Here is a 14,478-nt window from a genome sequence, read left to right on the forward strand (position 1 = left end):
TCGCTCAAAAGCGAAATCGATCAGCCGGAGTGCGCCTGCACTCCCCTTGACCTGGGGAAGCACCTCGGCGGCCGGCCGTCGGCCTATCCGGCGTCGGCCTCCATCACCCGCACCAGACTGGCGGGGCGCATATCGGTCCAGGCGCCTTCGATGACGTCCAGACATTCCTGACGCGACCCTCCGGTCCCGTCGACGCGCCAGCCGCCCGGAACATCGATGTGCGCGGGCCACAGCGAGTACTGGCCCTCGTCGTTCACCAGTGCCACGAACCGTCCCGACTCGTCATCGAAAGGATTGGTCACGGCCGTCCCCCACCTGTTAGCACACGTCTACGACATGTTCATGAATTGTGCCCGGTCATACCGTGCCGGTCGCTTCCGCGGCACACCGTCGAGCCCCCAGCCCTTCTGATCAATCCAGGGCCAACCCGACTCCACCCGTTCGCGCCAATCACATTAGAGGACTCGAGGCGGGGAACGGCGTGTATTCGCCAGGTTACCCACAAGTCCCCGATCAGCCGCCGGGAAGCACAAGCACCCGGGGTGTATGCCAACGGGATCTCCGCAGAAATATTCAGCCACCAGATGTCCTTAAAGTGCGGGTAGAACTTGATATGCACCACGCACTTTCGGATAGCCTCCGGCGTGCGCCCGCGCACTCCAGTTACATCCGAATATCACGCCGCGCCCCCATACGCCGGAGCGCGCCCCCACCCGACCGGCGAGCCGGACAACCCACCGGAGGGGAGGTGCCGGACCGTGCCGCATCTTCGCGGGCCCGCCTCTGATCCGTAACCACCTCTTCCGAACCGAGGCATTGGCACACTCCCCGCCCCTTCCCGCACCGCGAAGCGCCGCTCTCGCCACATCGCCCGCAGCGGTCAGGTCCCCGTGCAGATCAGAGGCCGGCCATCCGGGGCAAGCCGCCGGTGGAGGCACGAGTCGGGCGGTACGCCGGGTTCCGTCCGGCCCGCAGGTGCATGGCAGGCGTGAGGGTCGCACGCCCGATGCCGCTCCCAGCGGCATCGGGACTGCGTAGCCGCTCCTCACGGGCGAGCACTAGAGTGCGATGCGAAGTATGTACGCGTCTATCCCGGTGTTGGAGCAACAGGCTCAGGATCCGCGCCGCGTACTGGAAGGGAACGAAGCCGTGCATGGCGAGTACAAGGTGCCCGGCGGCAAGCTTGTCGTCGTAGATCTGGACGTCGAGGAAGGCGTCCTGCGCAACGTGCGCGTCGCCGGGGACTTCTTCCTGGAGCCCGACGAGGCGATCCTCTCGATCGACAGAGCCCTGGAGGGCGCCCCTGCTTCGGCGGATGCCGCAGACCTGGCCGCCCGGATCACGGCGGCACTCCCGGAGCCGACCGTCATGCTCGGACTGACCGCGGAGGGCGTCGGCATCGCCGTTCGGCGAGCCGTGGGCCACGCGACCGAGTGGAGCGACTACGACTGGCAGCTGGTGCACATGGGGCCGCAGGCCCCGGCCCTGCACATGGCGCTGGACGAAGTCCTCACCGCCGAGGTGGCCGCCGGGCGACGGGCACCCACCTTGCGGGTCTGGGAATGGGCTTCGCCTGCTGTGGTCATCGGCAGCTTCCAGTCGCTGCGGAACGAGGTGGACCCCGGAGGGGCGGCGAAGCACGGGATGACCGTGGTACGCCGTATTTCCGGTGGCGGGGCCATGTTCGTAGAGCCCATGAGCACCATTACCTACTCCCTGTCCGTGCCGGAGCCGCTGGTGTCGGGCCTCTCCTTCGCCGACAGTTACGCCTACCTCGACGACTGGGTCCTGGGCGCACTCGGCGACATGCGGATCAAGGCCTGGTACCAGCCTCTCAACGACATCGCCACCGACGCCGGCAAGATCGCCGGTGCCGCCCAGAAGCGCGTGGTCGGCCCCGGCGGTGGTCCTGGAGCCGTCCTGCACCACGTGACCATGTCGTACGACATCGACGCCGACAAGATGCTCGAGGTCTTGCGTATCGGCAAGGAGAAGATGTCCGACAAGGGCACCAGGAGCGCCAAGAAGCGCGTCGACCCACTCCGCCGCCAGACCGGCCTCGCCCGGGAGCAGGTGATCGAGAACATGATCGCCTCCTTCCGTGACCGCTACGGGCTGACCAGCGGCGAGGTCACAGCGGAAGAGCTGGCCCGGGCGGAGGAGCTGGTGCAGATCAAGTTCGCCACCGAGGAGTGGACCGCACGGGTGCCGTGAGCGCCCTGCCCCGTACAGCCATCGATCATGGAGCAGCCATGGACTCCCCCCACGTCGCCCGCGAGCCGGGCGAAGGCCAGGACGGTCTGTTCGGCATCGAGGACATCCGCAGCGGACCGGAGGTCCCCCGGCCGGCCGGGCCGCTCTTCCGCGACTCGGACGACGCCCGGAGGATGCTGGCGGTACGCGAGATCCACGCCGAGCCCGGCGCCGCCGCCTCACCGCGTGGCAGGCAGATCCTCGCGAGATACCCGGACGCCGAGCTCATCCCCACGGACTCCCACTGGCGCATCCCGGAACTCCACGGCAACAAGGGGAACGCGGAACGCTGGGTACGGGTCAAGAGCACGGTCCTGGTGCTCGGGGAGAAGAAGTCCCTGACCGTGCGGCCCAACGGCCGGTCGGCGGACTGGATCGCCCCGGGCGCCGCGAACGGATGCGCCATGGCGTGCGCCTACTGCTATGTGCCACGGCGCAAGGGCTACGCCAACCCGATCACCGTCTTCACGAACATCGACGCCCTCGTCGGCCGGCTGAGGCGCCACGTGACCGCCCAGGGCCCGAAGAAGGAGCCGAACCAGTGCGACCCGAGCGCCTGGGTCTACGACATCGGAGAGAACAACGACTGCTCGGTCGACGCGTTGATCAGCGAGAACACCGCTGATCTGGTGCACGCCTTCACCCGCTGGCCGACCGCCAAGGCCTCCTTCGCGACGAAATTCGTGAACCCCGACCTTCTGCAGCTCGAACCCCGCGGCCGCACCCGCGTGCGCTTCTCCCTGATGCCGCCGGACGACTCACGCCTGCTGGACATCCGCACCAGCCCGGTCGAGCAGCGCATCGACGCGGCGGCGGACTTCGTCGAGGCCGGTTACGAGGTTCATTTCAACCTCTCCCCCGTCGTCATCAGGCCCGGCTGGGAAGAGGCCTGGGCTCAGCTGCTCGAGCAGATGGACGACGTACTGCCCCGCACGGTCAAGGATCAGGCGGCGGCCGAGGTGATCATGCTGACGCACAACCGGGACCTGCACGACGTCAACATGAACTGGCACCCGCGTGCCGAGGACGCCATCTGGCGTCCGGGGCTTCAGCAGGCCAAACGCTCGGAGAACGGCAGCTGGAACGTGCGCTACCGCAACGCCGTCAAGGCGGAGGCGGTCGAGACCGTACGCCGCCTGGTGCGCACGCACACGCCGTGGCTGCCGATCCGCTACGCGTTCTGACACCGTCCCGCCGGGCCGGGTGGTGCGCGCCACCCATCGGAACGACGGAACGGGAACGGCCGCCCCGGCAGGCACATGCCTGCCGGGGCGGCCGTTCGACGTGCTACGCGGCCCGGATCAGCCCAGGGTCGCGATGGCCTTGTTGAAGGTGGCCGACGGGCGCATGACGGCCTCCGCCTTCGCCGGGTCGGGCTGGTAGTAGCCACCGATGTCGGCCGGCTTGCCCTGGACGGCGACCAGCTCGTCGATGATGGTCTGCTCCTGCTCGGACAGCGTCTTGGCGAGCGGCCCGAACGCCTCGGCGAGCGCGGCGTCGTCGGTCTGCTCCGCCAGCTCCTGGGCCCAGTAGAGCGCCAGGTAGAAGTGGCTGCCTCGGTTGTCGATACCGCCGAGCTTGCGGCTCGGGGACTTGTCCTCGTTGAGGAAGGTGCCCGTGGCCCGGTCCAGGGTGTCGGCGAGCACCTTGGCGCGCGCGTTGTCCGTGGTGGTGGCCAGGTGCTCGAAGCTGACCGCGAGGGCGAGGAACTCACCCAGGCTGTCCCAGCGCAGGTAGTCCTCCTTGACCAGCTGCTGGACATGCTTCGGCGCGGAGCCGCCGGCACCCGTCTCGAACAGTCCGCCGCCGTTCATGAGCGGGACGACGGAGAGCATCTTCGCGCTGGTGCCCAGCTCGAGGATGGGGAACAGGTCGGTGAGGTAGTCACGCAGCACGTTGCCGGTGACCGAGATGGTGTCCTCGCCGCGGCGGATGCGCTCCAGGGAGAAGGCCGTGGCCTCCTCCGGCGTCCGGATGGAGAGGTCCAGGCCGTCGGTGTCGTGGTCGGCCAGGTAGGTGTTGACCTTGGCGATGAGGTTGGCGTCGTGCGCGCGGCCCTCGTCGAGCCAGAACACGGCCGGGTTACCGGTCGCGCGGGCGCGGGTGACGGCGAGCTTGACCCAGTCCTGGATCGGCAGGTCCTTGGTCTGGCACATCCGGAAGATGTCACCGGCGCCGACGGCCTGCTCCAGGACCACGTCGCCCTTGCCGTCGACGACCCGCACGGTGCCGGTGGCGGGGATCTCGAAGGTCTTGTCGTGGCTGCCGTACTCCTCGGCCTTCTGCGCCATCAGACCGACGTTGGGTACGGAGCCCATGGTCGACGGGTCGAAGGCGCCGTTGGCGCGGCAGTCGTCGAGGACGACCTGGTAGACACCCGCGTAGCTGCTGTCGGGCAGGACCGCCAGGGTGTCGGCCTCGTTGCCGTCCGGGCCCCACATGTGGCCGGACGTACGGATCATGGCCGGCATGGACGCGTCGACGATGACGTCGCTCGGCACGTGCAGGTTGGTGATCCCCTTGTCGGAGTCGACCATCGCCAGGGCGGGGCCCTCGGCGAGCTCGGCCTCGAAGGACGCCTTGACCTCGGCGCCGATGTGCGGCACGGAGTCGAGACCCTTGAGGATGCCGCCGAGACCGTCGTTCGGGGTCAGGCCGGCCGCCGCGAGCACATCCCCGTACTTGGCGAAGGTGTTCGGGAAGAAGGCGCGGACCACGTGGCCGAAGATGATCGGGTCGGAGACCTTCATCATCGTGGCCTTCAGGTGCACGGAGAACAGCACGTTCTCGGCCTTGGCGCGCGCGACCTGGGCGGTGAAGAACTCACGCAGCGCGGCGACGCGCATGACGGCCGCGTCCACGACCTCACCCGCCAGGACCGGAACGGACTCGCGCAGCACGGTGGTCGTGCCGTCGTCGCCCGCGAGCTCGATACGCAGCGAGCCGGCCTCGGAGATGACGACGGACTTCTCCGTCGAGCGGAAGTCGTCGACGCCCATGGTGGCGACGTTCGTCTTGGAGTCGGCGGTCCAGGCACCCATGCGGTGCGGGTGCGCCTTGGCGTAGTTCTTGACCGACGCGGGGGCGCGGCGGTCGGAGTTGCCCTCACGCAGGACGGGGTTCACCGCACTGCCCTTGACCTTGTCGTACCGCGCGCGGACGTCCTTGTCCTCGTCGGTCTGCGGGTCGTCCGGGTAGTCCGGAAGCGCGTAGCCCTGCTCCTGGAGCTCTGCGATCGCGGCCTTCAGCTGCGGGATCGAGGCGGAGATGTTGGGCAGTTTGATGATGTTCGCGCCGGGAGTCCTGGCCAGCTCACCGAGCTCCGCGAGCGCGTCATCGATACGCTGATCGGCCTTGAGACGCTCCGGGAAGCCGGCGATGATCCGCCCCGCCAGGGAGATGTCACGGCGCTCCACCGTGACACCCGCGGTCGAGGCGTAAGCCTCGATGACGGGCAGGAACGAGTACGTCGCCAGGGCAGGGGCCTCGTCGGTGTGCGTATAGATGATGGTCGAGTCAGTCACCGGGTGCTCCGCTCCACGTCTGCAACATTGCTTGACATCAAGATATCTCGTTGACCGGCCCCTCTCCACAGTGGCCCGCGCCCTTTTCCGGCGGAACCGGTCACTCCTGTCCGGCCGGGCGCGGAGGGCGGGACCGCCTGCGCGGCTTCGACCGGCCCCGACTCGTACGCGAAGACCGCCGGCTGGGCCCGGCACGGGCGCCCGGCTCGGTCATGGCCCGGCTGATGTGGGTTCCGGCCGTGGAAGGACTGACCACCATGTGGACGGCGATGTCACCTCGCTCCCGGTGACGCGGTGGATTTCTGGCTGGTCAGGGCCCGACAGCCGTCCCGCTGAGCGGCGGCGCCCCCGGGGCCGGCGGCCGGTGTTCGTACCAACGACGGTCGGCCTCCAGCTGGGCGGCGAGCGAGATGAGCCGGGCCTCGCTGCGGGAGGGGCCGAGGAGCTGGGCACCGATGGGGAGGCCGTCGTGCGTGAAGCCCGCCGGGACGCTGATCCCGGGCCAGCCGAGGACGTTCCAGGGCCAGGCGTAGGGGCAGGCCGAGGTCATCGCGAGATCGGTGCGCCAGGCGTTGAGGTGGTCGAAGGCCCCGACCCTCGGCGGCGGGGCGGCCGTGGTCGGGGTGAGCAGCACGTCGTATCCGTGTCCGGATCCGCCGCGGGCCGTGTCGAAGAAGGTCCCGATCCTGGCGTGCTGGCGCACCTCGCGCGCGCGGGCGGCCCGCACGATACGGCCGCCGAGACGGGTCCCGGTGCGCAGGGCACTGCGGGTGCGCGGGTCCAGGAGCCCGGGCTCGGGGTGCAGCGCGGCGAGCTCGGCGATGCCGGCGGTGGCACGGGGGACGAAGGAGAGGCCGATCAGGCCGTAGCGGGGGCGGGCCTCCTCGACATGGTGGCCCAGCCGGGCGAGAACTTCGGCGAGCGCGGTGACGGCTCGCAGGACCTCCGGGTGGGGCGCGTTGCGGGTGAGGGTGAGCGGGGGCCGCAGGGACAGGCCGATGCGCAGCCGGCCCGGGTCGCGGCGGGCCGCGGCGGACGCGTCGACGGCGGGCGGGCGGTGCGGGTCATGGGGGTGCGGTCCCGCCGCGGCATCCAGGAGCAGGGCGGCGTCCGCGACGGTACGGGCGAGGGGGCCGTTGACCGTGAGGCCCTGGAAGGCGTCGATGCGCGGGTGGACGGAGATCCGGCCGCGCTGCGGCTTGATGCCGACGAGGTGGGTCCAGGCGGCGGGGATACGGATGGACCCCGCGCCGTCGGAACCCAGGGCGGCGGGGACGAGCCCGGCGGCGACGGCCGCCGCGGAGCCGCCGGACGAACCGCCGGGCGTGTGCGCGGTGCTCCAGGGGTTGCGGGTGACGCCGAAGGCAGGCCCTTCGGTGAAGGCCCACTGCCCCAGCTCGCAGGAATTGGTCTTGCCTACGACGACGGCCCCGGCGGCCCGGAGCCTGCGGACGGCCTCGCTGTCGGCGGTGGCGGGCGGCAGTACGCCGTCGCACCCGAAGTACGTGGGGAGACCGGCGACGTCGGTGTCATCCTTGACTGCGATCGGCACCCCGAGCAGCGGAAGCCGCTCCCCCGCCCCGAGCCGCCGGTCGGCCTCGGAGGCCTCGGCGAGCGCGGCTTCCGCCCGCAGCTGACGGAACGCGTTGAGGGTGGGCCGGCTCGCCTCGATGCGCGCGAGCGCCGCGGCGACCAGGGCGGACGAGGTCGTCCGGCCCTCGGCCAGTTCCCGGACGCAGTCCAGGAGTCCGGGCTGTACGGGCGGCTCCGCCGGGCCGAGGGGCCCGGTCCGCTCCGTGGGGTCTGCTGAGGACATCGCCACCGCCTCCTCACGTCCGCCGGAGCACCGGCCCTCGGGGGTCCGCCCAGGGTCCGACCGGGCGGGTCTACTGGAGAGTAACGAGGCCGGAGAGCCCACTCAAGCACGCCGCACGCGAATCGGAGCCCGTCTCCCCTCCCCGAAGAAGCGAGACGGGGTTCCCACGGCGGGTCGCTACGGCCGCACGTGGATCTCGCCGATGCCCGAGCCGAGGCCGGCACAGTGGGCGGTCGACTGCCCGGACTCGCCCGGCCTCAGCGTGACGTGCTCACCGTCCACATCGGGGGACCAGCCGCAGACCAGGTGCACCCAGAAGGTCTGCGTGGCCGAGCCGTTGTTCCTGCAGAGCGCGAATCCGGTGTAGTCGTCGATCGCGTGCTTACCGGTGTCGCAGGACAGCCCCGGCGGAACGGCGGCGGCCTGTGCGACGGCGGCCGCGGCGGTGGCCGGCACGGCGAGTGCCATGGTGAGACCCGTGACGGCAGCGCCTCGTACCAGCGCGCGGGCGGCGTTCCCCTTGAGCGTGTTCTTCATTTCTCCCCTTGATTCCGGTCGAGTTCCGGTGATCTCCAGGGCAGCTCTCCCCCACGTTCCGTAGCCGAAAACAGCGCCGAACCTCACCCTCCGTACACCGGGCCCGTCGCGCAGGGGACCGTGCGCGGGCGTACGCTCGCCAAGAGGGGTGAGTCCAGCTTGTGAAGGCCCTGACCAGGGATGTTCCCGAGGAGGCGCGGTGACAGAACAGCGCATCGCCACACGCGCTGCCGCGTGCGCGGCAGTGCTCGTACTCGCTGCCACCGGCGGCACTGCGGCGCAGGCGGACGACGACATCGAATCGCTCCCCGCCGAGCAGATCGCAGACCGCTCCCGTGACGCCCTGCTGGACGCCCGGTCCCTGCATCTGCGGGCGCGGGGCGACCTCGGGGAGAACCGCTCTCCGATGACGGTCGACCTCAGCCTGGACCGGGACGGCAATTGTGTGGGCGGCGTCGACCTGGGCGAGGACAAGGGTTCGGTCGAGATCGTCAAGCGGGGCGACTCGGTCTGGCTGAAGCCGGACGCAACCTTCTGGAAGGACCAGGTCCCGGTCGGCGGCTCGGCCTTCGACGCCGTCCTCGCCGGGCGGTACATGAAGGGGTCGGCCGAGGACTCCAGGCTGCGGCCCGTCGTGGAGGCGTGCGATCTGGACACTTTCCGCGAACTGGTCTCGGACAACGCCGACACGGCCGCCGGGGCGTTCTCCAAGGGGAAGGTGACGACGGTCGACGGCGTACGGACCGTCCCGGTCACCAGGACCCTCCACGGACAGCGGCTGACGGCCTACGTGGACACCGAAGGCGCGCACCACCCGGTGCGGATCACCGTGCGGGGCGACGGGGCGGACGCGTCCGTGGACTTCTCCGGCTTCGACGATCCGGTACCCACGGCCACACCGTCCGCGGAAGACACGGTCGACGTCAGCGCCCTGCTCGGCCGGGCCCCGGCGCAGTCCTGACCTCCGGGCTCGGCACGGGGTGCGACAGCACCAGCCCTGCCGCTCAGCCGTCACGGGTCGTCGTCAGCCGCCGGCCAGCAGACGTACGAGGTGTGCGCGAGACGACGGAGACGGGTGGTGGCAGCCAGTTCCGTACGCTGGGGGCCATGCGCATGCGCCCGACTCTGAGCTGGACCCCTGCCGAGAACCTGCCGCCGGGCACCACGGATCCGGAGCCGGTCGCCGGTGCGCTGCGCGCCGGCGGTGTGCTGGTACTCAGCGGGGCAGGCATCTCCACGGAGTCGGGCATTCCCGACTACCGGGGCGAGGGCGGGAGCCTGAGCCGGCACACCCCGATGACCTATCAGGACTTCACCGCCGGCGCCCAGGCCCGGCGCCGGTACTGGGCGCGCAGCCATCTCGGCTGGCGCACCTTCGGCCGCGCCCGCCCCAACGCCGGGCACCGGGCCGTGGCCGCGTTCGGGCGGCGCGGCCTGCTCTCGGGTGTGATCACCCAGAACGTCGACGGCCTGCACCAGGCCGCCGGCAGCGAGGGTGTCGTGGAACTGCACGGAAGCCTGGAACGGGTGGTCTGCCTGTCCTGCGGTGCTTTCAGCCCGCGTCGCGAACTCGCCCGGCGGCTGGAGGAGGCCAATGCGGGCTTCGGGCCGGTGGCCGCCGCGATCAACCCGGACGGTGACGCCGACCTCACGGACGAACAGGTCGGGGACTTCCGCGTGGTGTCCTGCACGGTCTGCGGCGGCATCCTCAAACCGGACGTGGTGTTCTTCGGCGAAGCCGTGCCCCCGCGGCGGGTCGAGCTCTGCCGCGAACTGGTCCGTGAGGCGTCCTCGCTGCTGGTCCTGGGCTCCTCGCTGACGGTGATGTCGGGGCTCCGGTTCGTCCGCCAGGCGGCCCAGGACGGAAAGCCGGTACTGATCGTCAACCGGGACCCGACCCGGGGTGACCAGCACGCCGTCACCCGCGTCTCGCTCCCGCTGGGAACGGCCCTCACCACGGTGACCGGCCTGCTGGGCATCCCCGCCGATACAGAGGCGGCAGGGCCCGCGTGAGCTGGTGACGGTGGTGGGGGGCGTCACCGGCGTTCGTCGGCGGAGCAGCCGGGTGCGGTGAGGGGCTGCCGCGAGACCGTGCCCGCCTCACTCCTCCGTGAGAGCGGGCTCGCTTGCTTTACCGAGCCAAAACCTCTGGAATACCTCAGATTTGTTTTCGTCAGGTACAAAGCACTGCCAGAATCACAGGGCTCCTGATCATGCACCTCAGGCCATCGCCGGGTCACTCCCCCACGGGCCCCGGCCGGGACCGACCATCTTCCCCTCACAAAGGCGAACCCCCTCCATGAGTGACGGCAGCATCACAGCAGCCGATCAGCTCGCCGCCGGCACACCGGCGACGAGCTCCCCCCATGTGGACGCCGGCGACGCCGGTTACAGCAAGGACCTCAAGTCCCGCCACATCAACATGATCGCCATCGGCGGCGCGATCGGCACCGGGCTCTTCCTGGGTGCGGGCGGACGTCTCGCCGACGCCGGGCCCTCGCTCGCCATCGCCTACGCCGTCTGCGGTGTGTTCGCGTTCTTCGTCGTGCGCGCGCTGGGTGAACTGATCCTCTACCGCCCGTCGTCCGGCGCCTTCGTCTCCTACGCCCGTGAGTTCATGGGCGAGAAGGGCGCCTTCGCGGCCGGCTGGCTGTACTTCCTCAACTGGTCGACCACTGCGATCGCGGACATCACCGCGGCGGCGACCTACGCCCACTTCTGGGGCATGTTCAGCGACATCCCGCAGTGGATCCTCGCGTTGATCGCCCTCGCAGTGGTGCTCACGGCCAACCTGATCTCGGTGAAGTACTTCGGCGAGATGGAGTTCTGGTTCGCGATCATCAAGGTGGCGGCCCTTGTCGCCTTCATGCTGATCGGCATCTTCCTCGTCGTCACCCAGCATCCGGTGGACGGCCACACCCCAGGTCTGTCCACCGTCTCGGACACCGGTGTCTTCCCCGTCGGCACACTTCCGATGCTGCTCGTGATCCAGGGCGTCGTCTTCGCCTACGCGTCCGTAGAGCTGGTCGGCGTCGCCGCCGGCGAGACCGAGAACCCCGAGAAGATCATGCCTCGTGCGATCAACTCGATCATGTGGCGGGTCGGACTGTTCTACGTCGGCTCTGTCGTGCTGCTCGCGCTCCTGCTGCCCTACACCGCCTACTCCGGGGGCCAGAGCCCGTTCGTCACCGTCATGGACAAACTCGGCGTACCGGGTGCGGCCGGCGTGATGAATCTGGTCGTGCTGACTGCCGCCTTGTCCAGTCTGAACTCCGGTCTCTACTCCACCGGCCGCATCCTGCGCTCCATGTCGCTGTCAGGTTCCGCACCCCGCTTCACCGGCCTGATGAACAAGGGGCAGGTTCCCTACGGCGGCATTCTGCTGACCGCGGGCTTCGGGGTGCTGGGAGTCGGGCTGAACTACGTAGTTCCCGGCCAGGCGTTCGAAATCGTGCTGAACTTCGCGTCCATCGGGATCCTCGGGACCTGGGGCATGATCATGCTCTGCTCCCTGGTGTTCTGGCACCGCTCGCAGGACGGCCGGGTCACGAGGCCCGCCTACCGCCTGCCCTGGGCCCCGTACACCCAGATCGTCACCCTGCTGTTCCTCCTCGGGGTTGCCTTCCTGATGTGGTGGGGCGGCGGCGTCGGCCGGACGACCGTGACGTGCCTGCCGCTGATCGCGGCGGCACTGGTCGGCGGCTGGTTCCTGGTCCGCGGCCGGGTGAAGGAGATGGCGCGGGCGGCCGGGCAGGGCGTCTGAGCCCCTTCGCACCGGCCCGGAGAGGGTTCTCCCGGCCGGTCCTACGGTGTGTGGTCCCCCACCTGCGGGTGGGGGACCACACACCGTAGGACGCTGAGCGTTCGGCGGCTCGGCCGCGGTGGAAGAAGCGGTCAGACGGAGAGCGCGGGGATGACCGTGGAGCCGTAGGCATCGATGGTCGCCTCACGCGCGTCGTGCATGTCGTAGACGGCGAACTGGTCGACGCCCAGGTCCCGCAGGACCTGGAGCTTTTCGATGTGGGCCTCGGCGGGCCCCAGCAGACAGAAGCGGTCCACGATCTCGTCCGGGACGAAGGCGGTGTCCGGGTTTCCGGTGCGGCCGTGATGGCTGTAGTCGTATCCGGAGCGTCCGGCGATGTACTCCGTGAGCGCGTCGGGCACGAGGCCGGAGTGCTCCCCGTAACGGGTGACGAGGTCGGCCACGTGATTGCCGACCATCCCGCCGAACCATCGGCACTGCTCGCGGGCGTGGTCCAGGTCCTCGCTCACGTAGGCGGGCGCGGCGACGCAGATGGTGACGGAGTCCGGGTCGCGGCCGGCGCCGGCGGCCGCGTCACGTACCGCGTTGATCATCCATTCGGTGAGGTAGGGATCGGCCAGCTGGAGGATGAAGCCGTCGGCCTTCTCCCCGGCCAGCGCGAGGGCCCTGGGCCCGTACGCGCCCATCCAGACGGGGAGTCTGCCGTCCTTCACCCATGGGATCCGGACCGGCTGTCCGTCGACGGTGGCCTCGCGTCCCTCGGCGAGGTCCCGGATCACCTCGATGGCCTCACCCAGTCTGGCCAGTGTGTTCGGCCTGCGGCCGGCCACTCGCATCGCGGAGTCGCCGCGCCCGATGCCACAGACGGTGCGGTTGCCGTACATCTCGTTGAGGGTGGCGAACGTGGAGGCGGTGACCTCCCAGGCGCGGGTCCCCGGGTTCGTCACCATGGGCCCGACGATGAGCCGCTCGGTGTGCTCCAGGATCCGGCTGTAGATGACGAAGGGCTCCTGCCACAGCACGGCGGAGTCGAAGGTCCAGCCGTAGCGGAACCCGTTCCGTTCCGCGCGGCGCATGAGTCCGACGACGGCCGAGGCGGGCGGGTCGGCCTGGAGGACGAGTCCGAAATCCATGACAGATGCTCCTACTCGAAGTACTGACACATGGCGCCCGGTCAGAAGGACTGCGGGCGATTTTCCGGGCGGCCCGCTCCGGGCAGAGTCTTCCGCATCGGGCAGCGCCGGGTCCGCCGCCGCGGCTCATCGGATCGCGAGTCGCGGGGGACAAAAGTTTGGAGCATGGACGGCGGACCCTGGGGCCGGCCCACCCGTGAACGGCTCGGCGCGCGCCCGATCGCCCTCCGGTAGGCCGTGAAGCCACGAAGTGAGGGTTTCACCACGTGAAGGTATCGTTTGTGGCGTTTGGTCGCGGTCTCGGCCTCGTCCGCGCCGGCACTTCCTGCCGCCCCCACGAGGCTGAGCATGTCGCACGTCTCACCGCACAAGCACCTCGAGCGGAAGGATCGGCCATGGGCACGGTCACTACGGCTGACGGCACCGACATCTATTACAAGGACTGGGGCCCGCGAGACGCCCAGCCGATCGTGTTCCACCACGGCTGGCCGCTCAGCTCCGACGACTGGGACAGCCAGCTGCTCTTCTTCCTCGCCCACGGCCATCGGGTGATCGCCCACGACCGGCGGGGTCACGGGCGCTCCACCCAGAGCGCGACGGGGCACGACATGGACACCTACGCCGCCGACGTGGCGGCGTTGGCCGAGGCGCTCGACCTGCGGGAGGCCGTGCACATCGGCCATTCCACCGGTGGCGGCGAAGTCGCCCGGTACGTCGCCCGGGCCCAGCCCGGCCGGGTGGCGAAGGCCGTACTGGTCAGTGCGGTGCCGCCGGTCATGGTGAAGTCCGAGTCGAATCCGGGCGGCCTGCCGATCGAGGTCTTCGACGGGTTCCGCGCCTCCCTCGCCGCACATCGCGCGCAGTTCTACATCGACGTGCCGTCGGGCCCGTTCTACGGATTCAACCGTCCCGGTGCCGAGGTGTCGCAGGGACTGATCAACAACTGGTGGCGGCAGGGCATGCAAGGTGCGGCCAACGCCCACTACGAGTGCATCAAGGCCTTCTCGGAGACCGACTTCACCGAGGACCTCAAGAAGATCGAGGTGCCGGTCCTGGTCGCCCACGGCACCGATGACCAGATCGTGCCCTACGAAGACGCGGGGCCCTTGTCCGCCGAACTTCTGCCGAACGGCAGGCTGAAGAGCTACGAGGGCTATCCCCATGGCATGCTCTCGACGCAACCGGATGTCATCAATCCCGACCTCCTGGCGTTCGTGAGGGAGTAGGGCTTCACGTGTACCAGCGGATCCCCCACGACGGCGACTGAGGAGGCTCGCAGATCGGACAGCATGCGCCGCGCCGCTTCCATCAGTATCTCGTCGCGGCCACTGACGGAGGCCCCCTCAGCCTGCCGGCCATCACCTGACGTGTCAGAGCCCATACCGTTCAGCTCCACGCGTTATCGGGCACGCCCCCCACGTCAGCTTGCACGGTCCACGCTCAGCCGCACCC

General features: G+C 69.7%; 11 protein-coding genes. 6 read left to right on the plus strand and 5 right to left on the minus strand.

Features of this window, described 5'->3' with window-relative positions; all coding sequences use genetic code 11:
* Window positions 1–83 precede the first annotated feature (83 nt).
* Window positions 84–302, minus strand: a complete 219-nt coding sequence (locus tag ACWD04_RS10970) for an MbtH family protein (protein WP_451130373.1) — start codon at window positions 300–302, stop codon at window positions 84–86.
* 847 nt (window positions 303–1,149) lie between these two features.
* On the opposite strand from ACWD04_RS10970, the gene ACWD04_RS10975 reads away from it, so the two are divergent.
* On the plus strand, window positions 1,150–2,214 hold the full coding sequence (locus ACWD04_RS10975; RefSeq protein ID WP_451130375.1) for a lipoate--protein ligase family protein: 1,065 nt from the start codon (window positions 1,150–1,152) through the stop codon (window positions 2,212–2,214).
* A gap of 38 nt (window positions 2,215–2,252) precedes the next feature.
* Entirely contained in the window at window positions 2,253–3,437 is a 1,185-nt protein-coding gene (locus ACWD04_RS10980) for a spore photoproduct lyase family protein (RefSeq protein ID WP_451130377.1), read from the plus strand.
* A 117-nt stretch (window positions 3,438–3,554) separates the two neighbouring features.
* On the opposite strand, the gene ACWD04_RS10985 is transcribed toward ACWD04_RS10980, so the two are convergent.
* From ACWD04_RS10985 to ACWD04_RS10995, 3 genes are all read right to left on the minus strand, one after another.
* Entirely contained in the window at window positions 3,555–5,777 is a 2,223-nt protein-coding gene (locus ACWD04_RS10985) for an NADP-dependent isocitrate dehydrogenase (protein ID WP_451130379.1), read from the minus strand.
* Window positions 5,778–6,087: 310 nt separating this feature from the next.
* Window positions 6,088–7,593 carry an amidase gene (locus tag ACWD04_RS10990; RefSeq protein WP_451130381.1) on the minus strand — a complete coding sequence of 502 codons (1,506 nt, stop codon included), beginning with the start codon at window positions 7,591–7,593 and terminating at the stop codon, window positions 6,088–6,090.
* Window positions 7,594–7,770: 177 nt separating this feature from the next.
* Window positions 7,771–8,130, minus strand: a complete 360-nt coding sequence (locus ACWD04_RS10995) for a hypothetical protein (RefSeq protein ID WP_451130383.1) — start codon at window positions 8,128–8,130, stop codon at window positions 7,771–7,773.
* Between the two features lie 199 nt (window positions 8,131–8,329).
* Here ACWD04_RS10995 and ACWD04_RS11000 point away from each other — a divergent pair, with 199 nt between their 5' ends.
* The 3 genes from ACWD04_RS11000 (at window position 8,330) to ACWD04_RS11010 (ending at window position 11,893) form a co-directional block, all read left to right on the plus strand.
* Window positions 8,330–9,091 carry a hypothetical protein gene (locus ACWD04_RS11000; protein ID WP_451130385.1) on the plus strand — a complete coding sequence of 254 codons (762 nt, stop codon included), beginning with the start codon at window positions 8,330–8,332 and terminating at the stop codon, window positions 9,089–9,091.
* A 146-nt stretch (window positions 9,092–9,237) separates the two neighbouring features.
* Window positions 9,238–10,143 carry an NAD-dependent protein deacetylase gene (locus ACWD04_RS11005; RefSeq protein WP_451130387.1) on the plus strand — a complete coding sequence of 302 codons (906 nt, stop codon included), beginning with the start codon at window positions 9,238–9,240 and terminating at the stop codon, window positions 10,141–10,143.
* Window positions 10,144–10,429: 286 nt separating this feature from the next.
* Window positions 10,430–11,893, plus strand: coding sequence for an amino acid permease (locus tag ACWD04_RS11010; protein WP_451130389.1), 1,464 nt, complete (start codon window positions 10,430–10,432; stop codon window positions 11,891–11,893).
* A gap of 131 nt (window positions 11,894–12,024) precedes the next feature.
* Here ACWD04_RS11010 and ACWD04_RS11015 read toward each other — a convergent pair whose 3' ends face one another.
* Window positions 12,025–13,026: a TIGR03842 family LLM class F420-dependent oxidoreductase gene (locus tag ACWD04_RS11015; protein WP_451130391.1), complete on the minus strand. Its 1,002-nt coding sequence runs from the start codon at window positions 13,024–13,026 to the stop codon at window positions 12,025–12,027.
* 395 nt (window positions 13,027–13,421) lie between these two features.
* Between ACWD04_RS11015 and ACWD04_RS11020 the strand changes: the two genes are divergently transcribed.
* Window positions 13,422–14,252: an alpha/beta fold hydrolase gene (locus ACWD04_RS11020; RefSeq protein WP_451130393.1), complete on the plus strand. Its 831-nt coding sequence runs from the start codon at window positions 13,422–13,424 to the stop codon at window positions 14,250–14,252.
* Window positions 14,253–14,478: the final 226 nt, after the last annotated feature.

Source organism: Streptomyces sp. NPDC002911 (assembly GCF_053591835.1).